The organism is Hydrogenophaga sp. GW101-3F08, from assembly GCF_059424585.1.
In genome coordinates, this window is record NZ_JBWKZP010000010.1 from 28043 (window position 1) to 54111 (window position 26069).

Annotated in this window: 1 protein-coding gene (cut by a window edge); it reads left to right on the top strand. The window is 62.4% G+C overall.

The genetic code is table 11. The features are described from left to right. Window positions 1–26068: the 3' portion of a tandem-95 repeat protein gene (locus AC07YZ_RS21010; RefSeq protein ID WP_494796202.1), read on the top strand. It extends 12140 nt beyond the left edge of the window; 26068 of the gene's 38208 nt are visible here — the last part of the coding sequence; its start codon lies off the left edge, out of view; its stop codon occupies window positions 26066–26068. Window position 26069 lies beyond the last annotated feature (1 nt).

Genomic DNA, 26069 nt, shown 5'->3' on the forward strand with positions numbered 1-26069 from the left:
TGTACCGGATCTCGTTGTGTCTCAGGTGACCGGTCCCGAGCATGTCCGGCCTGGCGACACAGTGTCGCTTTCTTACCAGGTGCACAACCAGGGTACCGCTGCTGCCGCCACCGCGTGGCGAGACCGCATCTACGTCGATCTGGGCGTCGCTGGCGGATTGCGTGAGGTGGCCTCTCCGCTGGTTACGAACAGCCTGGCTGCGGGCGAACGGCTCGACCGGACGATCACCTTTGTGGTGCCGACCAATCTGCCTGAAGGCACGTTCCACTGGGTGGTGAAAACCGACACGGACAACACCGTGTATGAACGCATCGCTGAAGACAATAACGCGCTGACGTCGTCCGCCACTGTTCAGGTTCGTCGCCCCGATCTTCGATTGACCGATGTGTCGGGTCCGGGTCTGATCCAGTCCGGGCAGACACTCGATGTGCAGTGGAGCGTCTCCAACGCGGGCAGCTCCACAAGTGTCGGGTGGACCGACCAGGTCTACCTGGTACAGGGAGGCACTTCCACTCGCATCGGGGAGGTTGAGCATCCGGGCCCGCTGTTGTCCGGTGAGTCCTACAGCGCCAGCCTTTCCTATGTCTTGCCCTTGGCATTGCAGGGTGAGTACGAGGTTCGTGTGGTGGTCGACGCGTTGTCGAAGATCGACGACGCCAACAGGGTCGACAACCAGCAATCCGCCCAGCTCACCGTGGGGCTGGCGCCGTATGCCGATCTGACGGTGTCCAACGTCGGTGTGCAGGAACTGGTGATTGACGATGCGCCGAAGCTGGACGTCAGCTGGACCGTTTCCAACCAGGGCACAGGACAAGGCGTCTCCGGAACCTGGACCGACCGCGTGGTCTTGTCCACGGACAACATGCTGGGCAACAGCGACGACCGGGTGGTTGGGAATTTCGTGCGCAACGGGGCGCTGGACGCAGGGGCCAGCTACACGATGTCCGAGCGGATTCTCTTGAACCCGAACACGACAGGGCGATTCAACGTTTTCGTGATCTCCGATGCCCGTTCTGAGGTGTTCGAGAACCAGAGCGAGGCCAATAACGCGGCGGCGTCGACCCACGTGGTCGACGTGATGCCAACGCCCTATGCCGATTTGCAGGTCCGGTCGGTGGCGGTGCAAGGCAATGCCACCAGTGGTGGTTCGTTGACGGTCAGCTGGGAAGTCATCAACCTGGGGATTGGTCTGACCAGTACCTCCTCATGGGGTGACAACGTCTGGCTGTCGAAGAACGCCGACGGCACCGGCATCGTGGGCAACCTCGGGCTCTCCGCCCACATTGGTCATCTGGAGGTTGGCGCTGCCTACCAGAATACGCTGCTTGTCACGTTGCCTGAAGGCATCGAGGGTGACTACTACCTGAACGTCAGAACGGGTGGTCCTTTCGAATTCATCTTCAATCAGAACAACACCGGAACTTCGCTTGCGGTTCCCGTCAGTCTGACTGCTTCTCCCGACCTGGTGGTTGAGGACATTCGTGTCCCTGAGACTGCCCAGGAGGGTGCACTGGTGGAGGTCGGCTGGACGGTTCTGAATCAGGGCGACGGGTTCGCCACTGGTCCCTGGCAGGACACGATCTGGCTGGTACCGGTGTCGGGTGCGGCAGCGGTCAGTCTGGGTACCTATACCTATGACCGCGATCTCGCTTCCGGCATTCGCTATGACCGCACAGAGCTGGTCAAACTGCCATCGAAGATTCAGGGGCTGTACCGGATCCGGGTGGAGACCAACGTCAAGTCCAAGCTGTACGAGCACAGCGTGGCAAAGGACAACAATGTCCTGACTGGCGACGACTTGATGGAGGTCAGCCTTCTGGACCGACCCGACCTCCGTGTGACATCGCTGACGGTGCCGGAATCCGTCACTGCAGGCTCCGCGGCTGGAATCCGTTACACCATCAGCAACATGGGCTCGGTGTCGACGAAGGGGGTTTGGACCGAGAAGGTTTTTCTGTCGCTTGATGGCATCTGGAGCGCCGATGACCAGCTTGTGGGCACATTCCAGAGCGGCGCCGCACTGGCGCCCAGTGAGTCGTACGCCACCGAAACGCAGATGGTGGACATTCCAATCCGCTATCGCGGGGATGCCTTCCTCATCGTGGTGGCCGACGGCAACTACAACATCGATGAGTACCCGAACGAAGCCAACAACGTACGGGCGGCGAAGTTCTTCGTGGAGCCCGTGCCGTTTGGCGATCTGGTGACCAGTGATGTGGTTGCACCGTCCCAAGGTGTGTATGGGTCACAAATCGAGGTTACCTACCGCGTCAGCAACCTCGGCAGCGAAACGACCCGAGGCGATTCGGCGACGCTCAACAGCTGGACCGACGCGGTCTGGCTGGCTAAGGACAGGACCCGTCCGGGCGCTCACAAAGGTGACGTGCTACTGGGCAGCTTCACGCATGTGGGCAAACTGCAGCCTGGTGAGGATTACCTCGGCACGGTCAACGTGACCCTGCCCGAAAAAGTGCTCTCCGGTGAGTATTTCATCACCGTCTGGACCGACGCCTACAACGTCATTCTCGAAGACACGTTGGCGACCAACATCAACGTTGACGACCCCGCCCAGATCGACAACAACAACTACAAGGCGCGGCCCATCTCAGTGTTGGGAATCACACCTCCAGATCTCTCTGTGATCAGTGTGGTTGCACCCGCGCAGGTTGATGCGGGCAATGACTACACCTTCACCTACACGGTGATCAATCGGGGTGATGAAGTGTCCGGAAAGTGGACCGATTCGGTCTACCTCGCTGACGCGCCTGTCTGGGAAAACCGGACCTACGACTGGCATCTGGGTGATTTCGAGCAGGAACGCACGCTGGCGAATGGTGAGAGCTACACGGCCACCTACACCGCCAAGACAGGGCCGTCCGTTCTGGGGGCCTATTTGTTTGTCTACACGGACAACGGCTGGATTCGTGTCAAGGAAACCGACGAAACCAACAACTGGAAATCCGTGGCCACTTCCGTGGTCGCCAAGCCGTCCGACCTGCGTGTGACAGACGTGTCTACTGTCGCGGAGAACTTCTCCGGCGAGGAAACCACGGTTACCTGGACCGTGACGAACTTTGGTCACGATGTGTGGACGGGCACTCCGAGCTGGGTCGACACCGTCTACATCAGCGAATACCCGGAGTTCAGCCTTTCGCGCGCGACGGTGATCGGCGCTGTGGAACACGCCAATGTCGAAGGACTGGCTGCCAACGGCAGCTACACGGCTTCTGGCCGTTTCAAGCTGCCCGTGGGCGCAGAGGGGCAGTATTACATCTATGTGGTGACCGACGGGCCTGCAGTCGGGACCAATCCCATAACGGGCGCCAGGGAGATGTTGCCCATCTCGCACGGCGGCCGGACGGCTGCCGATGGTCATGGCAGCGATGCTTTGCAGTCGGCCATCCACTACTCTGGCCGTAGCCCCAATGGGGACCGCTACCCAGGCAGCGTCTACGAAGGCCTTCGCAACGACAACAACATCGGTCACGGACAGTTGAGCATCGCCTATCGTGAACCCGATCTGGTGATTCAGGACATTCAACTGTCGACACCCAATGCTCTGTCCGGGGAGCTGATGACGGTTACCTGGACCGTCAAGAACGAAGGTACCCGAGCCACCCGGTCCAATGCATGGTTGGATGGGGTTTACCTGTCTCGCGATGATGATCTGGATTTCACCGACTACCCACTGGTAGACCGTGTGCTTGAGGTCGAGTGGAAGTTCAAGGTGAAGCTGGTAGGCCCTTGGTTCAAGCTGGTCGACGACAAGCAGGTCCCAGACTACCTGGATCCGGGCGAGAGCTACACCATCAGCACCACCTTCCGCCTGCCGGAGTCGATCAGTGGCGACTTCCATGTGATCGTGAAGGCGGATACAGGGGTGTCCGCCCCTGGGGAATATGGCTACACCAGTTCGATCCGCTCTGGGTTGGCTCACGTCGGGGAATGGGCTCCCAATGGATCGGTTCTTGAGTTTGCCGATGAAGGCAACAACGTCCTTTCCAAGCCCCTGACAATCACGTTGGTGTCTCCGCCGGACTTGCAGGTGACTGATGTGCAGGCCGTGGAGCACGTCTACGCTGGGCAGTCGTTCTCCGTGAGCTACGAGGTCAGCAATCTCGGTGGGCGTACGCCCTCAGACCAGACCAACTGGTCCGACATGGTCTTCCTGTCAAAAGACCGGTTCCTGGATACAGCCAAGGACCTCTATGTGGGGAGTGTCGGACATGCCGGTGGATTGGATGCTGGCGATAGTTACCGCCGCACCCTGAACGTCACAGTCCCGCGCCACCTTGAGGGGCCCTACTACGTCTTCGTGCAGACCGACCCTGCCTTCCGATGGGGCGGTGGGGAGTTCGGTCAGGTCAGAGAGTTTGGTTTCGACCAGAACAACCACCTTGCTGCGGTGCAGCCGGTGTTGGTGGAAATTCCACCGCCGGCCGATCTGAAGGTCACGACGACGTCCATCCCGGCCAGGGCCGAGGTGGGGGGTGACATCGAGATCACCTACACGATCATCAACGACTCGATCAACACCGCCTACGGTAGTTGGACCGACTCCCTCTATCTGTCGAGCGACAACGAATGGGGGCTTGACGACGTCCTCGTTGGACGGGTCGCCCACAGCGGCGATCTGGTGGGAGGTGCCAGCTACGACGGAACCCTGACGGCCAAGCTGCCACCGTTGAGGGATGGCAATTGGCGCCTGATCGTCCGTCCGGACATCTACAACGAGGTCCACGAAGGCGTCATTCGTTACACCGATACCGGTCTGTTCTTGGCACCGGGCGAGGCCAACAACAAGACCGCTTCTGCATCGGCCATCCAGGTTGAGGTGCCGGCGCTGGCGATTGCCCATCCGCTGGATGTTGCGTTTGACCACAGCGGATCACTGCTGTACCGCGTGGACGTGGCTCAGGGACAGACTCTGCGCATCAGCCTGGATTCGCTGGCCGAGAACGGGGATACCCGCGTCTACGTGCGTCATGGGGACGTGCCCACGTCGTACACGTTCGACGCTTCATACGGCAACCCCATGGCTCCGGATCAGAATGTGCTGATTCCCGGAACCAAGGCAGGCAGCTACTACGTGCTGGTGATGTCCGGGCTCAAGACCGGCGCGACGCAGGCTGTGCTACGTGCGGATCTGTTGCCACTGTCGATCACCAAGGTGTCACCTGATCACCTGGGTATTGGTAACGACGAGCAACGATGGGTCACGGTGGACATCGAAGGTGCCCAGTTCAAGGCAGGGGCATTGGTCCGCCTGTCCCGTCCCGGTGTCTTTGAAGTCGAGCCCACGCGTTGGCAGGTCATCGACAGCACGCATATCCGGGCGATTTTTGACACGCGCACTTTCCCCAAAGGTCTGTACGACGTCACCGTCATCAACCCGGACGGTCAACGGATCACCGAAGCACAGCGTTTGCTGGTCGAGCGTGGAATCGAGGCCGACGTCACCATCGGCCTGGGCGGCGACAGGACCATCGAGCCTGGCGCTGGATCGGTGTTCAGTGTGTCATTGCAGAGCCTCACCAACGTCGACACGCCCTACGTTCGCTTTGACTTTGGCGCGACTGAGATGGGGTACAGCGAATCCCTGTTGGAAGGGCTTCGCCTACCGTTCATGGTGTTTGGCACCAATGTGGCAGGCCGGCCCGATGGAGCAACGCTGGACACCGCGGGCAATACCCAGACCTATGGGACAACGCCCACCGACGGCACGGCACGCCAGGACATTCCTTGGGCCAGCCTGGATGGCGTGAGCAACACCAACGGCTTCAACTTGGTTCCTGGCTACGCATTCGACGTGCCGGCCGGTGGTTTTGCCGGCATGAGCTTCAACGTCCTGACCTACCCCGGGTACACGGAGTGGATGAACTACGACTTCCCGGGTCTGCGGGACAAGCTGTATGCCCTGCATCCCGAATGGAAGGCACAAGGGCTGCTTGACAACGGGCCTGGTGACCTGAACAAGATTTCGGGTGGGCTGACCAAGAAGTTCCTGTCCACCATTCCGGAGGAGCACCTCACATTGATGGAGGCAGCCTCGCTGCCGTTCCGCTTCAACATGGTGGCGGCTGCCACGCCGCTGACGCGCGATGAATTCATCGCCGAGCAGATCAGCCACGCCAGTGCGTTGCGCGCGGTGATCCTGGCCGATACGGCTGCGCCGCTGGAACTGGTCAACCTGGCCACCGACGACGTGCAGTGGGTTCAGGGCTGGCTGGCCGCGCTGGAGTCTGCTGGAATACTGCGCCCGGTTGACGAGGCGCCTCCGATTCGCGAGTTCACCAAGGTGGTCAGCCTCAATGCCACCTTGGCCTCCGGCATCTTGCTGAGCAAGGCGGGGGAAACCTACAGAACGCAGGCCGATCTGGTGGCGTTCTTCGGCCAGATCCAGGCCTGGTACGGCGATACCGCCAAGTACGCTGGTGACCCGAATGCCAAGGTCGTCGACTTTGAGTACTACGAAGTCCGCAAGGTCGACAACGGTGTGGTGACCAGCCCGGTCCCCGTGATGGCCAATCCTGCGGACTACGACCAGCAAGCATCGCAAGACACCCACTTCATCAATTTCATGGTGTACGCGGGCGGGACCTCCGAGCTGGAGTACCTGCGCCACATCGGCGTACTGGACGAAGACTTCCGCCCCGTCGAAGGCCAGGCACTGAATCTGGCCAGGTACCTCGAACTCACCGGGAGCACAGCGCAAACCGCCCTGGACGAGGTGTCGGTGCGCGGACCACAAGGCATACAAGGTGCCGATGGCAACAGCTACGTGCCCAACGACACCGCTTTGCCGTACACGGTCCAGTTTGGCAGCGCGTCCGAGACACCCACCGGACAGATCCGGATCGTGCAACAGATTGATGCCGATCTGGACCCCCGATCGGTGCGCATCGGTGACCTGAAGATCGGTGACATCAACGTTCACGTTCCTGCCGACAGCGCGAACTTCCAGCGTGACTTCGATTTCTCTGGCAGCAAGGGGTTCATCCTTCGCGTCAGCGCGGGGATCGATGCCGCAGAACGGGTGTTGACCTGGTTGATCCAGGCCATTGACCCCAACACCGGGGAGGTGCTGCAGGACGCCACCCGCGGCCTGCTGGTCGCTTCGGTCGGGGCATCCGAATCGGACCGGGAGACCCAAAAGCGGGGATCGGTCAGCTACACCGTGCGCGCGCTGGCGACGGCGGCCACGCGTGCGACGCTGGATGCGTCGGCCCGTGTGTTCCTGAATGAGGCACCTCCCTTCGACAGCGAGACCGTCTCGGTCACGCTGGACGCATCGGCGCCATCCACCGCGCTGGCGGTCACGGCCCTGGGCAACAACGAGTCGGGTCTGCCGGTGTTCGATCTCCACTGGACGTCCACCGACGATGCCAGTGGTGTCAAGGGTGTGACCCTCTATGTGGCCGAAAACGGCGGTGATTTCCGGATATGGCAACGCCTGGTGGCGCCTTCCACCACCCAAGCCATCTTCGTCGGGGAAACCGGCAAGTCCTACGAATTCCTGGCCGTGGCCACGGACAACGCGGGGAACCGAGAAGCAGCGTCTGTGGCCAATGCCGTGTTGCCCGACGACGGTGCCCGGCAGGAGGTGCTTGACAATCTGGGCGCTGTCGACAACCTCGACCAGACAACAGAGGTTCCGCTGGCGCCCGAGGATCGTGACTACCCGGCCAACGACCTCTTCGAGGAGGCTTCTGACCTGTTGCCTGGACATGTGGCCCAGCAGCAGGTGGGTGATTTCACGGGCGTGCTCGCGCCCTTCGCCGCGAAGTCGTTTGCAAGCGGCTTCGCCTCCAGCGAAGGCGGCATTGGAGCCCAGGCCATGGTGGAGCTGCCGGACGGCAGCTTCCTGGTGAGCGGGGGGACCCTGCGCAACGAAGTCTTTGCGTTCGCCGAAAAAGGCGGGCGCAACACCACACCGCTGTTTGAACTGAGCGAACCCATCGTCGACATGGCGGTGGATGCGTTCGGTCAGCTGTGGGTGATGACCGGCAACGAGTTGCTGCAAGTCGACGCCGCTTCGGGCGTGGTGGTGCGGCGCGTTCAAGGACCGGCAGAGGCGCCGATGACGCACGCCCTGGCCATTCAGCCTGAAACAGGCCTCATCTACGTGTCCTTCGGAGACGGCATCAAGGTCTTTGACCCAACAGCCACAACCGCTGAAGTCGCCTGGCGCACGTTCAGCAAGATGCGCGTGGGCGATCTGGCGTTTGGTCCTGATGGGCGCCTTTGGGGTGTGCGCTGGTCCGGCACCGAAATCACGGCCGCGTCCAGCTTCCCGACCACGGACATCGTGAGCTTCCCGATGATCGGCCGCACGCAAGGGCGCGGCGAACTGGAGTTCCGCCTCGCCGGTGTGATCGACAGCATCGCTTTCGGTCAGGCGGGTACGCCGCTGGAAGGCTTGTTGTTCGCCTCCAGCAACACCACCCAGCAAACGGTCGGTGGTGATGCCGCAGAACGGCGCGATGCCAAGCTGTGGATGATCGAACTCGACAGCCGCCGCGTGCTGCAACTGGCCAAGGGTGGTTCGCGCGGTGAGTCCGTGGTGACCACGAGCGACGGTCGCATCCTGGTCGCGCAGACGAACCAGGTGGACGAGATCGCACCGGCCCAGGCGCCGCTGGTGCAGGCGGTGTCCGTGCCAGATGGTTCGCTGGTGCCGCTGCCCATGCAGCGCATCGGCGTGGTGTTCGACCAGGCCATGTGGCTGGGCAGCGACGCAGACGCGGGCAGCGTGCTCAACGTCGCCAACTACAGCCTCACGGCTGTGGGTGAAAACGCTGGCGCCGTGCTGTTGCCTGAATCGGTGATCTGGGATGCCGCGACGAACACTGCCTGGCTCGATGTCGGCCAGATCGATCCGGGCCAATACCAGCTGGAGATCAAGTCGCGCCTGCAGAGCGATGCCGAACTGGCGCTGGAGAGCAGCTACATCAGCACCTTCACCGCCCTCAACGACATGACGGCACAACTCCGTCTGGAGTTTGCCGGCACCCGCGCTGACCGCGCGACCGGTGCGGTCAGCTACGACGTCATCATCACCAACATCGGTGAAGACGACATCAAGGGCCCGATGACGCTGCTGCTCGATCCGGGCCGCTACTTCGCTGGGTCAATCACCGGTGGTGCTCAGGGCACGGCGGACCAGTCCGCCTTGTGGATGCTGAACCTGACGGAAGCCCTGGTCGCCAATGGAGGCCGCCTGCAGGTGGGCGCGACGCTGGCGCCGCAAACCGTCTCCGTGGTGCCGACCTCAGTGTTTGCCACACGGGCCGGCATGGCCGATCTGGTCAAGGCCAACCTGGGTCACGGCGTGTACGCCTATCCGCAGGACAACACACCGCCCCAGCTGGGTCTGCCGGACGTGGTCGACTCCAGCAGCGACGAAGCCTTCACCTTGCCCGCCGCGCAGGCCGGACAAGCCTGGTCCGCTGACATAGAGGCCCTCGATGGAGACGGCATCCGGTTCTACTGGCAACTGGTTCAGGCCCCAGAGGGCATGACCTTGACCACCTCCGACGAGGTGATGTCCAGCGCAGAGGGGTACCGCAACCGCGCTACGCTGAACTGGGCGCCCACCGCGCAGGACGACGCCAACACCGAGGTGCTGGTGCGCGTGCAGGACGGGCGTGGCGGCTACGCCTACCGTTGGTACACCTTGGCGGTGGAGGGCGCCAACCGCGCGCCCACACTGGCCCAGATCAGTGACTACACCATCGAAGAAGGTGAAACCCTGGTGGTGCCGGTCTCGGCGGCCGATGCCGACGGCGACCCCATCACGCTGTTCATCCGGAACCTGCCAGCCGGCGCGGTGTTCGACGCCGCCACCGGCATGTTGACCTGGACACCCACCTACGACCAGGCCGGAACACACGACAACATCGTGGTGGAAGTGACCGACGGTCTGCGTACCGATCGCAAGACATTCAACGTGACCGTGACCCAGGCCTACCCGGCGCCGCAACTCCGTCCGGTGGCCAAACAGGTGCTGCGTGAAGGCGAGCGGTTTGCCTTGCAACTCCACGGTGAACTGGCTGGCGGTGTGGAGCAGGCCGACGGCACCAAGGCGGAGCTGGAATATCTGGCGCCTTATCTGCCTGTCGGAGCAACGCTCAACCCTGAAACTGGATGGCTCGAATGGACCCCCGACTTCACCGCAGCCGGTGAAACCACTGTGGAGTTCATCCTCAACGCCCGGTGGACTTTGCCTGACGGGTCTGAAGAACTCACGATTGCCAAACAAAAGGTGGTATTCGACGTTCTCAACGCCAACGGAACGCCACGGTTCCTGCCTTCGGAAACCTGGCAGGTGTTCGAGGGGCAGGCGCTTCGCGTCAGCGTTTTTGCGTTCGACCCCGACAACCCAGGGTTCGAACCCAAGTCACCCTTTGCCGTGGCTGGGACCACCGACGAGCCGACCACCGGTACACCCTCAGTGACCTACCAGGTGGCAGGCCTCCCTGAAGGTGCCGTGTTCGACAACCAGACGATGGAGATCGTCTGGACGCCAGGCTATGCCCAGGCGGGTGTCTATTCGGTCACCGTGACCGCCACCGATGATGGCGACGGCACAGGTACGCCCGCCGTCAGCCAACTCGTTGTGCCCATCGTTGTGTCCAACGCCAACCGGGCGCCGGCCGTGGGTGACATCGCCAACGTGTTCGTCGACAAAAACAGCGTGGTTGAAGTCCCGGTGCAGGCGCTGGATGCCGATGGCAATCCGCTGCAGCTGACCTTCCACGGTCTGCCGCCGTTTGCCTCCGTGGTCCTGGGCGCAGCCGATGCCGCTGGCACCGCGACCGCCGTGCTGCGATTCGCACCCGGTGAAAACACCCGCGGTGACTACACCGTCACCGTCACCGCCACCGACAACGGGGACGGGGATGTCACCGAGTACCTGAGCGAATCTAAGTCCTTTGTGCTCACGGTGCGCAGTGTCAGCGAAGCGCCGGTGATTGCCGCTCCAAAGCAGGTGGTTGCCGTGGCCGGACAACCCCTCTCGGTCAGTGTGTTGGTCAGCGACCTTGACCAGGATGCACTGACCTGGTCGACCCAGGGTCTGCCTGCCGGCGCACAACTGGTGCTGGATCCTCAGTATGGCCAGGCCCGCGTGGTCTGGACACCGGGTGCCGCCGCTGTGGGTGTGTACGACGTGCTGCTGGCGGTTCAAGACAGCGGTCTTCCGCCCGCCGATGCCGGCTACGCAACGCCGGAGAATCCCGTGCCCAATGTGACGGGTCACAACCTTCGCATCGTGGTCAGGGCGGACAACCAGGCACCCGACCTGCTGGGCGTGCAGGTCAACGGCCAGGCCGTTGACCTGGTTGCCGGGCAGACCACCCTGCCGGTGGCCGCCACCGAAGGCGTGCCGCTGGAGCTGCGTCTCTTTGGGGCCGACCCGGATGCGGACCGACTCAGCTGGCGTGTTACGGGCCTTCCCTCTGGCGCCAACCTGGTGCCTTCGGAAGATGGCCGCAGCATTGATTTGGCCTGGATCCCGTCGCGCTTTGCCGCGCAAGACAGCAACACGGGCACGCCCGGTCTCTGGCAGATCCAGGTGACAGCCAGCGATGGTGTCGCATCGTTCACGCGGACGATCGAACTGCGCGTGACCAACGTCAACCAGACGCCGGTCATCCTGCCGATGCCCAAACAGCTCGCCTACGAAAATGAAACGCTGGCTTTCACCGTGCTGGCGCAAGACGGTGACAACGACGCTGTGCAGATGAGCCTCGTCTACAGCGAAGACCAGCCACAAGGCGTTTTCTTCGATGCCCAGTCCGGTTACTTCGAGTGGACGCCGAACCAGGGCGTGGTTGACAACGCCCTGGCAGGAGACAAGGCCTTCACCTTTACCTTCCGCGCCACCGACGGCCAGGCCGTCACTGAGCGCACGGTGCAGGTTCGGGTGTTCGACATCAACCGTCTGCCCACCATAGAAACCAGCAACTATGCGGTGCTGGTGGGCGATTCGCTCACCGTTCCGGTCATCAAGGGCGACCTCGCCCAACGCGGCATTCGCGTTGTTGACGCAGACGGGGCATCGCAGACCGCGGGCCTCACCGTGTCGTTCACCAACCTGCCCGAAGGTGCCAGCTATGACGCCGCCACCGGGCGCTTGAGCTGGACACCCGGCCCGGGCCAGATCGGCGATGCCAGCGTGACCGTCACGGTCTCTGACGGACGCAACAGCGTCTCTGAGGTGATGGTGCTGCGCGTCGTGGCGCAGGAGCAGGACAACGCTCCGAAGATCTCCGTGACCACGTTGCCCACCGTCCCCGCTCTGCCGGAGCAAGAGGTGGTGGTCACCGTGCGCGCCGACGCCTGGAGCGCCATTGATCGCATCCAGGCGTCCATGCGCCACAGCGGCAGCGACACCTGGACACCGGTGACGCTGGATGCCGCAGGCCGCCTCAGGATCGTTCCGCAGGAACCTGGGCTGATCGAACTGCGCGTGACGGCGCGGGATGTCGACGGTTTTGAATCCACCGTGGTGCACACCATCAAGGTCAAAGACCCCGCCGACGTTTCTGCGCCACTGATGGCGTGGTCCGGGGTGTTCGCGGGGAGCAGTGCGTCCACCGCGCCCGTCGTCCTGAGCGAGGCGCAGACCGTTCGTTTTGCTGTGCAGGAACTGCAGCTGATGGGCTGGACCATCGAACTGGCCGCCGCCGGTTCGAACCAGTGGCACACCCTGGCTTCCGAGCAGCTCGAAGCCATCGGTTTCACTGGCGAGAAAACCCTGCTGTCGCTCGACCCTGCGTTGTGGCCCAACGGCGTGTACCAGTTGCGCGCGACGGCCTGGGATCTGCGCGGCAAGACCACCGAGATCTACAGCAGCCTGCTGATCGACAGCGCACAAAAGACCTTTGAAGTCGTCGCGCAGGCCGATGTGACGGCAACACTGGGCGGCCAGGCATTGGCGCTGGTGCGCCAGTGGAGCGACGTGCTCCTGCCTTCGGACTCGTCGCATGCCAACTGGAACCTGTCGTTGTTCTCCGGCAACCTCAGCAGCGATCAACCGACCCGCTTGCCTTCGGGCGCCACGGCGCCTTGGTCGGAAGGCGCCCGCGTGTGGGTCAGCGTTCCGGCTGATCTGGCCAACCCGGCCGCGCCGATGGTCAACCTCAGCTTTGACCTCAGTGTGGTGGAGCACCGCCTGGGTAGCCTGCCGATGGCGCCGGTGGTCTGGTCTGCCGAGTTCGGCAGTGACCAAGGCTGGACGCTGGAAGCGGTGTCCGACGAAGGCATGGCACCCAACGGCATGGCCGTGCGGGAGGTGCTCATCCGCCAGGGCGAGCGCCTCTACAGCCAGCGCACAGGCATGCCATGGGTTCCCACTCACTTTGTGCTGACCCGTGCCGATGGCACCAAGTACGTACTGGACCAACAAGGCCAGATCGAGCAAGTGCGACATGCGAACGGTACACGCTGGCTCGTGTCCGACGCCGGTGTCCAGGTGGTTGGGTCTGAATCGGCGGTCAGCTTCACCCGCGACGATCAGGGCCGCATCAGCCTGTTGACGGTGCGTAGCGACGACGCAGTGACCCGCTCATACGCCTACCTGTACGGCGGTGACGGGCGCTTGCAGCTCGTCCGTGCCTTGGGCACCGACAGCCTGGGCACGCCCGTGACCTATGACGCCAACGGACGCCCATTGCAGGAAAGCATGGATGCGAACCTGGGTGCTCTGGCCGGTTGGAGCCAGGGCGGCCTGTGGCAAGGTGCTCTGCAGTCCGGTGATTCGACGGCCTTGTCGTTCGTCGTGCGCGATAGCGAAATTGCGTCCACGATCCACACCCCCGGTCAAGCCGGGGCGCTGATCGTGGCGATCCAGGCCGAGCTGCCGGCTGGCGCCTCGCTGGAAGTTTCAGGCGGACAGGTGATTGCCACCGCCATCGTCGGTGGCAAGACCACGCATCTGGTTCGCATCACCGAGTCCGGCATCAAGGTCATCCGCCTGGCGGGCGAAGGCGCCGCCCAGCTGCAATTGAGCGTGGCCGGCGATCTGAATCGCGATGGCCGCATCAATGGTCAGGATTCATCGGCCTGGCAGCAAGCCCAGACCACGGCAGACGCTTCGGCCGACCTCAACGGTGACGGGGCAGTCAACGCGCTGGACCGGCAGGTCCTGTTTGCGAACACGGGCTTTGCCGCCAACCAGGCGCCGGTCGCGGCCGCACTGCTTCCAACGGTCAAGACTCACGTGGACTTGCGCGCGCAAGCCGCGCTCGACAGCGTGGCCATCGACCTCGAAGGCGAACGCATCTTCTGGCGTGTGCTGGGCAGCACGCATGGCCAGGCGTGGATCAACGCCGACGGCAAGACGCTGAGCTTCAAACCGGATGCTGGTTACAGCGGCAGTGCGAGCATCACGGTGCAGGCCGATGACGGTTATGCCATGGGCGCGCCGATCGAGCTGAGCGTCAATGTGAGCGATGCCAAGCTCATGATGATCAACGTAGCCCGGATGGCTACCTTGCAGATCGGTCGATCGCGACAGATGGTTGTGACCGGTGACTTTGAAGACGAGTCCGGCGTGCTGCTGTCGGCCGACTACCTGACATTCGCGTCAACCCGCGCCGATCTGCTCGCTGTGGACGAGCGCGGGGTCGTCCGTGCTCTTGGTGAGGGCTCTGCGGTCGTGCGTGTGTCTGCGCGGGGAATCGAAGGCGTCAATGCGTTCACGGTTGGCGTGGATCCCTACAGCCCCTTGCTCAATGAGCAGGGGTTCGAGCTGGACGTGTATCCCGGCGCCATCACTCTGGCAGCGCTTGACGTCCGTCAGCTGAAGGTGACTGGCGACAACCGGGAAAATTTCAGCGCCACCTCGACAGGGACACGCTATTACGTTGGTGACCCCTCGGTGGCCACCATATCGGCCGATGGCCTGATCAGCACCTTGGCGCCGGGCGTGACTCGAATCTCGATCGTGCGCGATGGCTATCAGCGCGACATCCTGCTGCAGGTGATGGCACCGGTAGTAGGCGAAGCGACAGTTTCCGCGCAACGCGGCGCCCTGGTTCAAGACGCTGATGGCAACATGCTCATGGTGCCTCCGGGTGTCTTGGCTGCGGGAACCCAGGTCAGCATCGAAGCGGTGAACATTGGCGAAGTCGGAATGGCTCCGCCAGTTCCTGAGGTCCTGACGACGCTTGCGGCATTCAAGATCGACATTGGTGATGACCCAGCGCGAGTGCCGGTTCAGTTGTCTATTCGGCTGAACGACGCAGTGCAAAACGGAGTGGGCGACCTCCACGCCGGCGACGAGGTCATGTTCTGGCGCAAGGGAACGATCCTGGATGAATTTGGGGTCGAGAAGGACACTTGGTGGCTGGTCGAAAACGGGCGTGTGATTGAACAACCCGATGGCTCGTTTGTGGCCCGGACCTCCAGCCCGCCGTACGGTGGTGTGACTGGTGGTGGCAGCTACACCGTCACCAAGGCCAAAATCGTCGACCAGAGTACTGGAGAGATGGAGATCAGTGCCCGGACCGTCTCCTGGGACGTGATGTCTGTCGCCAATATTTCAACCAGCCTCGCTGGTGCAATGGTGGCGGTGAATGCAATTGGCATCTTTGCGACCATGGCCATGCCGCTCAACCTGGTCAAGTACCGGATGGACGGCTCCTATCGCATGGCGGTGCCAGCGCCTGTTGGCAACGACTTCCAGACCTACATCAACAATTTCCCGGTTGCGCCGTCCGGAGCAGAAAGTCGACCCCAGATCGGTCAAATCGCGTTCGATACGGCGACCAACAAGTTGACCCTGTCCGGTGTGGACTTTGTGCCCAATGGCTCCTACGCGAGCAACTTTGAGTACAAGGTCTGGCTGATGCCCATGGGCGATCAGATTGGAGCCACCCAAAACACGGGTGCGGCCCCGGTCAATGGCATGGTGTGGCAAGGGTTCGCCCCATCCAGTGTCAATGGCGGCCAGATGGAACTGGATTTGCCAACCAACATCCTGCTGTCCCAGCACTTTGTGTATGTCGAGCGCGTGGCGAAGATTGCGACACCCAATGGCATTGAAACCAGCCAGTCGCTGTTCAGCAAAGTCGTGCCGCTGTGGAAGGCGAGCAGCTACGACAAGACCCTGGTGCTTGATGCCAACGGCATCAACATCATGAGCGATGGCGGCACTGCGAGTTCGGTCGGGCTGGTCAAGACCCTGAGCACCGACGAGAAAGGCAACCGTCTCCAGACCTACGGCTACTTCGCAGAAGCGGTGTCGTTCAACGACGACGGTTCACTGGCGTTTGTGACCGGTCGAAACGGTATCTACGTTGTTGACAACCTGCTTCAGAAGGTGGTTCGAACGGTACCGATCATCGGATCTTCGTACCCGACTGCCGTGACCTACAACGACGGTTGGATCTACGTCACCACCGGGGGCAAATACGCCAGTTCGGGGCAACTTTTGCGGATCAATGCCGATGCAACCTCCGAACGTTTCCTATCGGAAGTGCAGACCATCAATCTGCCGGCCGGGGTCGCCCCGTTTGGTTTTGGTGACATGGCCGTCAGCTTTGACCGTTACCTCGCAGTCACAGCACAAACCACCCAAAATGCCTTGTCGATCTTGCGCTTTGGGCCACGCGCCGAGCCGGGCAATGTCATCATCATTGATCTGCTTGACATTGACCGGCAATCAGCGTCGCCGCGTTCATACAAGGTGCTGGGAGCTTCCGAATTTGGCAATGGCGGTCGAGGTCCCGAGTACATCAGTGCCGGCCTTCTTCCCGGAGAGTTCGTGCTCAGCAGTGCGAAGAACCACAGCACCGGGTTTGCCAGTATCCAGATGGGCCTTGACGAAAAAGGCAACCTCAGTGGCTCGCCGACCATCCGAACGACTGTGCTCTCACCCGCAGCGACAGACTCGTCTTGGTTGCAGCGTCGCTTCCAGCAAAACATCCAACGTGCCGCAGGTAACGTGGTTGTGTCCTACAACGGCAAGGTGTATGCGCTCGTGGCCGACGAACACGTGTGGTTCTACGACTCGACCTCGCTGGATTACCAGAGGAACCCAGCGCGCCAAACCGGCGCCAAGATCGGCATTATTGAGGATCCGTTTGGCTACGAGGGCGGACCGGTATACCTTGGGGCGACCACACCGGTCATTGGCGGCACCTTCTTTGACATGAGCATTGCCCAAGACGGGCTGCTCTACGTCAACGCAATGATCGAGGAGCCGCGCAACGGCTCCTGGATCACTTCGTCATCGTTCAAATCGATGTTTGTATGGAACGCTGCCGAACTTATTGAAGCAGCCATCCGGCGCAAGGACTCGGGCAAACCGGCCTCGACACCGATTGACCGGGACGGCGTCGGCCAACCCCAGATCGTGGCTCCTGCACGATATGACGAGCTTGCCCCAGGACAGCGGTTGGCATGGATGTATGGGTCGGGCAGCTTCAATGGCAGTGGGCTGGATATTGTTGATTTACGCCCGGTGGTTCTGCCTCCGGATCAGGAGTGGAATCCACCCCCTCCGGCTTCCGCAACGGCCGATCCAGAGAACAATTCACCAAAGCTGAACACATGGTGGGAAACGGCCTTGGTGCGCGCTGGCGCCGGCACTACCTACTTGCTGCAGGGTATCAAGGCTTCCTTGTACGCCATTCTGGGTGCCGACAACACCGCAGCCGTGGCTGCCGCCAAAGAGGCCAGAGCCACCCTCAACAAGGTCACCTACGCGAGTGCATCAGACGCGGGCGGCTTTATGACCCCGTTCATGACGCTGCTCGACGGAGTGATCGGTGGCATCGGAGAAGTGGGCCTGGAGGCTGTGGACCTCATCACCCACGCTGCGGCTTTTGCCACCCATGTTCAACAGCTGGCACTGACCAAACTGGGTCAGTCGGTTGGCTTGGTCAAAGACGACGTGATCGTGGTGCCGCCTGAGCTGGTTCCGCTCAGCATGCTCGGGCAGATGGCTTACGAAGGCGCCACCTTTGGCGAGATGATGAAGGAGGTCGTCACCAACGTCGCCTCCGTCACGGTCGTCGGTGGCGTGGGCGTTGGAGCGTATGAAATCTCCAAGCTGATCAGTGACAGCGAAGGTGCCAGCCTGACCTTTGCCACGCTGGCTGCAGCGGTGGTGGCAATCAAGTCGCCCAAGGCCGCGGCCGAATTGTTGGAGGTGCAGAAAGCAATGCTCAATGCCGCGCGCACCGGCAACCGAGCCTTGGCCACGCAGGTCGTTCCTCATCTGAAAGCCGCCAAAGGCAATGTGAACGCGGTCATCAAGGAAAGCGCTGCTGCCTCCAAGAACCTTTTGCTGATTTCCCAGGAGGCCGCCACGGCTGCGGGATCCAAGGTCATCAAGAGCGTCAAGAACGTCATGAATGAGGGGGTGGAAAAACTCCGCGACGTTCACGGCAACATCGTCTCAGGCGCCGTGAAGGCGGTGCGCGGCACCGCCATCCTCACCGAGCAGCAGTTCTCAAAGGTCTCCTCGCGCATTGATCGTATTGCCAGATACCTCGACGATTTGCCCGGCAGTTCGGTGGTGCTGGGTCGCCGAGCCGAGCAACTGGGTGCCATCGAAGATTTCCGTGCCAAGCCAGGGAGCCTGATCGACATCAAGGAAACACCAGACTATCAAGTACTTTCAAGCCGATTGAAGGATCCTGATCTTGATGGTTTCATGTTCGAAACGGTTGACGGTCAGCGCATTTACGTGCTGGAACGCCCGAGTACTGCGGTGCAAAAGGACTTTGGCGGCGGCAACGGAAATGAGGTCATGGCCGGATACGAGCTGGCCAACTATCTGTCAGCCAACAAGACGCCTGAACTCACTTTGGACAAAGTGAAGGAGACGCCTTTGGTGATTCATGTGGACTCGCGCATGTTTAAGGACCGCATACATCTGATGGTGACCTTAAAGCACGAGGCCAAGGAATACGCCCAGTTGCTCCAGCGCCTGGAAGACGCGCCAGAACAGAAGCTGTCCCGGGACCAGGTCAACTGGTACATCGACGAGATTCATACCAACTCAGCCACCGATTACGCCGATGCATTGGCGGGCGAGGAACTGGCGCGCATTCGGGAAGACCTGAGCCCAGCCGAAGCCGAAGCGTTTGACAAGGCGTTGGACTCCAGCTTTTGGGCCGTTCTAGGGCCGAAACTCAAGACGCTCAGCGAAATCCATGAAGCCAAGGTGTATCACAAGCTGAAGACCGAACTCGGTGACGACGTGGAAGTGATTGTCCAAACAAACAGAGAGCTGCCGAACGTCGCTGGCGCTGACACATCCTTTCACATCGTAGGCGCGCCCTCGGTCGTGTCCAAGGCAGACGCGTTCTACGTTGACCCCATCACTCGTAAGCTGGTCATCGTGGAAGCCAAGTACAGCTACGCCCGAGATGTGGATGGCATCAGCGACGCGCAATTGCTCACCCACGCAACCGACAATCAGCGCTATGTCCACCAGCGTGTGGGCAATGCCGCAGACGCCTACAAAGACCTGGAAATCAGGATCACGAATCCAGGCACGGTGGAGAAACTGCAGCGGATGTTTGAAGCGGCGAACGTAACCGACGCCTTTGACGCCAATGGCGTGATCAAAGCGGAGTACATCACCCGAGCCATCCGGTATGAAACAAGCAAGGTCTCGGTGGAGGGGGCAGACACCGTCGCGAAGAACAAGACCCTGTTTGCCACAGATGTCCGTGCGCTCAAAGCAGAGGACTTCGACTCGCGTTGGGTTCAGGTCAACCGAAGCCTCAATGGCAACACACTACTGGCCAGTGAGCCAGGCAGCGGCGACTTGTTGCTCCTTGCCGATGCCGACCTCGAAGCCTTGGCCGACGCGGCCAAGGCGGTCTGGCAGGCGGCGGGCGTGCCATCTGATTGGCTGCAGGGCATTCGCTTCGTTGTCGAGTCGCTTGAGCAGGGCATCCTGGGGCAACAGTATGGTGCGTTGGTCGCCCTTGACAGCGATGCTGCGGGATGGGGCTGGTTCGTCGATGACACGCCGCTTGTAAATGAAGAGTTCACGACGGAAGCGCAGGCGAGCGACGGTGTGCTCATGGCGGCGCTCGTTGGTTCAGAGGCCGCCGGGCGTGTGGATCTGTTGACCGTGATGGTTCATGAACTGGGGCACGTGCTGGGTCTGGACGATCTGATGGACGCACCGTATTCGGTGATGAACGCCAACCTCACCTCGGGCGTCCGCGCTCTTCCTTCCCTGGTGGATGTCGAGACGGTGCGAGAGAGCCTGAACTTGGTGACATTGGGACAAGAGTCCACTGCGCCACAGGCTGCCTCCAGCGACGTTCAGGTTCTCAGGGCGCCCCTGTATCTGAGTCCGGTTGGCTGGGCGGCCTTGTTTCCCTCAGTACCGTTGCGCTACCTCACTGGTGCGAATCCAGCGTTTACCAATCCTGCGTTCGACGACGACCAGGGTCAAGGTTGGAATGCCACTGGTGAGGTCGGGTATGCCGATGGCGCTGCCCTCCTGCGCGAGTCCGCTGCTTCTCAGACCCGCCTCAACCAGGTCTTCGTGGTCAACGACACCGACCGCGTGCTCTCGTTCCGCCTGAGCAACCTCACGCTGGACGACGTGGAAAGCGCGCCCGACGATGCTTTTGAGGTGGCGCTGATCAACGCCAACACCGGCGCATCGCTGTTGGGCGGCACGGGTCTGACCCGCAACGACGCCTTCTTCAACCTGCAGGCCAACGGCGCCGAGCACAAGGCGGCGCAGGTGAGCACCCAGCGCCTGGCCGACGGCAGCATCCTGGTGGTGGTCGACTTGGCTGGCGTGGCGACCGGCACGGTGGCCAACCTGTCCTTCGACCTGATCGGCTTTGGTCGGGGCGAGGCGGCGGCCAGCAGCCGCGTGACGGTGAGCGATCTGCGTCTGGGCACTGGCATCCAACTCGTGGCCACCGACGACACCGTGCGTGTCGACGAAGATGATGAGGTCGATATCGACGTGATCGGCAACGACGAAGGCGCCGACCGCGCGGGTGTGGAAGTTGTCTTGGTTGGGGTGTCTGCTCATGGCACGGTGCAGCGCCTGGCCAACGGCCATCTGCGCTACAAGCCGGATGCCAACTGGCACGGCGAGGACCAGTTCACTTACCGCTTGAGCGACGGCAGCATCGAATCCGAGCTGGCCACGGTGGTGGTGACGGTGACATCGGTCAACGACACGCCGGTGATCGAGCCGCGCACGCTGACGCTGCTCGAAGACGGTGAACAAGTTGTCGACTTTCTGGCCGGTGTGAGCGATGTGGACGGCGACGCCCTGACGGTCACGATCACCAGTGGCCCGCAACACGGCACGCTGACCCAGCAAGCCGACGGCACATACGCGTACCGTCCGGCCGCGAACTACCACGGCAACGACGCGATCAGTTTCACGGTCAACGACGGCATCACCGAGACAGCAGCGACGCTGGCCTTGGTGGTGCAGTCGGTCAACGACGCCCCGGTGGTGCCAGCCCGCACGCTGACGCTTCTGGAAGACGGTGAGCAGGTCGTCGACTTCCTGGCTGGTGTGACCGATGTGGACGGTGACGCCTTGACGGTGACCATCGTCAACGGCCCGCAACACGGCACGCTGGAGCAGCAGGCCGACGGCAGTTACATCTACCGCCCGGCAGCCAACTACCACGGCAACGACGCAATCAGCTTCACGGTCAACGACGGCGCGGTGGACGTATCCGCCACGCTGGCCTTGGTGGTCGAGTCGGTCAACGACGCACCGACCATCGCACCGCGCACGCTGACGCTGCAGGAAGACGGTGAGCAAGTCATCGACTTCCTCGCAGGAGTGACCGATGTGGACGGTGACGCCTTGACGGTGACCATCAACAGCGGCCCGCAACACGGCACGCTGGAGCAGCAGGCCGATGGCAGCTACATCTACCGTTCTGCGGCGAACTACCACGGCAACGACGCGATCAGTTTCACGGTCAACGACGGTACCACCGAGACGGCAGCCACGCTGGCGCTGTTGATCGAGTCGGTCAATGACGCACCGACCATTGCGCCACGCACGCTGACGCTGAGCGAAGACGGTGAGCAAGTCATCGACTTCCTGGCCGGTGTGAGCGACGTGGACGGCGACGCCCTGACGGTGAGCATCGTCACTGGCCCCCAGCACGGCACGCTGACCCAGCAAGCCAACGGCAGCTACATCTACCGCCCGGCAGCGAACTACCACGGCAACGACGCAATCAGCTTCACGGTCAACGACGGCATCACCGCGACAGCAGCGACGCTGGCGCTGGTGGTGCAATCGGTCAACGACGCTCCGATAATCGCACCGCGCACCTTGACGCTGCAGGAAGACGGTGAACAAGTCATCGACTTCCTGGCGGGTGTGAACGACGTGGACGGCGACGCCCTGACGGTGAGCATCGTCAATGGCCCGCAGCACGGCACGCTGACCCAGCAGGCCAACGGCAGCTACATCTACCGCCCGGCGGCGAACTACCACGGCAACGATGCGATCAGCTTCACCGTCGGCGACGGCATCACCGCGACAGCAGCGACGCTGGCGCTGGTGGTGCAGTCGGTCAACGACGCGCCGGTGGTGCCAGCTCGCACGCTGACGCTGCTGGAAGACGGTGGGCAGGTCATCGACTTCCTGGCCGGTGTCAACGACGTGGACGGTGACGCCCTGACGGTGAGTATCGTCAGTGGCCCGCAGCACGGCATGCTGACCCAGCAAGCCGACGGCACCTATGTGTATCGCCCCTCAGCCAACTACCACGGCAATGACGCGATCAGCTTCACAGTCAGTGATGGCACGGTGGACGTACTCGCCACGCTGGCCTTGGTGGTGCAGTCGGTCAACGACGCGCCAGTGGTGCCAGCCCGCACGCTGACGCTGCTGGAAGATGGTGAGCAAGTTATCGACTTCCTGGCCGGTGTGAGCGATGTGGACGGCGACGTCTTGACGGTGACCATCGTCAACGGCCCGCAGCACGGCACGCTGGAGCAACTGGCCGACGGCGGTTACGTCTACCGCCCGAGTGCGAACTATCACGGCAATGATGCGATCAGCTTCACCGTTAGCGACGGCACGGTGAACGTGCCCGCCACGCTGGCCCTGGTAGTCGAGTCGGTCAACGACGTGCCGGTAGCCGTGGATGACCGGCTGGTCACGGATGAGGACAACACCATCCGCCTTTACCCGATGGCCAACGACCGTGATGTGGACGGCGATGTGCTGCAACTGCGCCTGCTGTCGCAACCGGCGCATGGCACGCTGGTGCGCCATGAAGACAACAGCTTCAGCTACACCCCCGCGGCCCACTGGAGTGGTGAAGACAGCTTCAGCTACGTCCTGAACGATGGTTGGTTGGACTCAGCCACCGCGACGGTGCGCATCGTGGTCAACCCGGTGGCCGATGCACCCACGCTGGTGGTCACCGACCTCAGCGCGGGCACCCGCGAGCTGTTCCGCACAGACTGGGAAAGCGTGGCCAACCGCAACACCACCTCGACCCTGGTGCAGTGCAAGGAGCTGGAAGGCTGGACGCTGATCACGACACCCGATACCCGCTCCGGCGGCAGCAACGGCTTCGAGATCTGGAGCGCCGGTGACCGCATGCAGAATGCCCAGCATGCGCAGGTGACCGTGCAGGCGATGACCGGCAACGGTCGCAACTGGCTGGAACTCAACAACTCCGGCAACCCGATCGCGCAGACCTTGGGTATCGAGCGCCAGGTGCAGACCACCGCAGGCGCGACCTATACCCTGAGCATGGACTTGGCGGGTCGCTTGGGTTTCGCAGCGGACCACACCCGCATCGGCATCTATGTGGACGGCGCGCGCATTGGCGGTGATGCCGGCACCAGTGGTGCAACAGCACTCAACTGGAACACCCGGAGCTTTGAGTTTGTGGGCAATGGCCAGTTGCAGACCATCCGCATCGCCACCGAAGCGACCCGGTTCGACGCCAACGGCCGCGGCATGATGCTCGACGACGTCGCGCTGAGCGAGCGCCTGCCGGCCAACACCGGGCTGGAGGACACGGCGATCCGCTTGTCGGCCATCAGCGCTGCGCTCAAGGACACCGACGGGTCCGAGACGCTGAGCGTTCATCTGCTGGGCTTGCCGCAGGGTGCGGTGCTGAGCGACGGAACCAGAACCCACACGGTGACCGACGCTGCAACGCCAGCGGACATCTCGGGCTGGACGATGGGCCAACTGGTGTTGACGCCGCCGCAGGACTTCCACGGCACGCTGGCGCTGGAAGTGCGGGCGACCGCCACCGAGTCGGGCAACGGAAACCAGTCCAGCTCCACAGCAAGCATCACCGTCAAGGTCTTGTCGGTCAATGACGTGATCAACCTGCAAGACCAGCAGTTCACGCTGGACGAAGACCAGAGCGTGGTGCTGGCGCCTGCGCGGGTGGATGCGGACGGTGATGTGCTCAGCCTGCGTGTGGTCAAGCGACCCGCCAACGGCGTGCTGCGCGCTACCGAAGACGGTCGCTGGGTCTACACACCCAAGGCCAACTGGAGCGGCGAAGACAGCTTCAGCTATGTGCTCCATGACGGCCAGGTCGACTCCCGGGTCGCCACCGTGCGCCTGAGCATCAACCCGGTGGCCGACGCGCCCACGCTGCTGGTCACCGACCAGCATGTGCCCGGCCGCGAACTGTTCCGCACGGGTTGGGAGACGGTGCGCGACGTGGACTACCAGTCCACGCTGGCGCAGCAGCAACAGCTCGAAGGCTGGACGCTCGTTACCGCAGGCGACGACCACCCTGGAGGCATCAACGGCTTTGAAGTCTGGAGCAGCTATGACCGGATGCAGAACGCCGCGGGAGCGAACGTGACGGTGCGGGCCATGGCGGGCAACGGCAACAACTGGCTGGAACTCAACAACGCCAGCGTGCCCATTGCGCAGACCCTGGGCATCGAGCGCAGCGTGCAAACTGTCGCGGGCGCCAGCTACACGCTGAGCATGGATGTGGCCGGGCGCATGGGCTTTGCCAGTGGGTACACCCGCTTTGGCGTGTATGTGGACGGTATGCGCATCGGTGGCGACGAAAGCACCAGCGGCGCGACAAGCTTGAACTGGGCCACACGCAGCTTCAGCTTCACCGGCAACGGACAGGCGCAGACGGTGCGCATCGTGACCGAGGCAACACAGTTTCACGAAGCCGGCCGCGGCATGATGATCGACGACATCGTGCTCTCCGAGGGCCTGCCAGCCAACACCGGTCAGGAAGACACGGCGATCCGCCTGTCGGCCATCAGCGTCGCGCTCAAGGATGCCGATGGGTCGGAAACGCTGCAGCTGCGCCTGGCCGGTCTGCCAGCCGGGGCGCGTCTGAGCGATGGTTGGCGCAGCTTCGTGGCGACCGATGCGCAGTCGGTAGCCACCATCACCGGCTGGAACCTGGCACAGCTGAGCCTGACACCGCCCAAGGACTTCAACGGCACGCTGAACCTGCAGGTGCAGTCCATCGTTACTGAGAAGGCCAACGGTGCATCGGTGGCTTCGGTCATGGACTTGAGTGTGGCGGTGCTGCCGGTGAACGACGCACCCGTTGCGTCGAACCTGTGCGTGCAACTGGCCCGCAATGGCTCGGCCGTGATCGACTTTGCGAAGCTGGTCTCGGACGTGGATGGCGACGCCTTGAACCTGAGCCTGGGTCAGCCGCGTTACGGCAGCCTGGTCCGCGCTGCCAATGGCAGCTACACCTACACCCCGCGCGCGGGCTTTGTCGGCATGGACAGGTTCACCTACAGCGTGAGCGACGGGCAGCAGACGGTCTGCGCGCAGGTGAGCCTGTGGGTGGTGTGCAATGGTGGTGCGGCCACGGTGATGACGGCGTCTTCGCCGCAGAACTTGGGCGGCCCGCTGCGGGTTTGGGACGGCAATGCCTGGGAGGTCATCAACCAGGGCAAACCGCGCGTGACCACTCCACCGGTCAAGATCGACTGGGTGCAAACCGTGCCCGATTTGGGGACCCCGGTGCCCAATGGTTGGTTGGTGCAACACAGCCTGGGCAGTGCCAGTGAGGAGCCGAGCTTGGCAGAGGTGACGGGGCTGGTGTTCAAGTTGTCGCAATGAG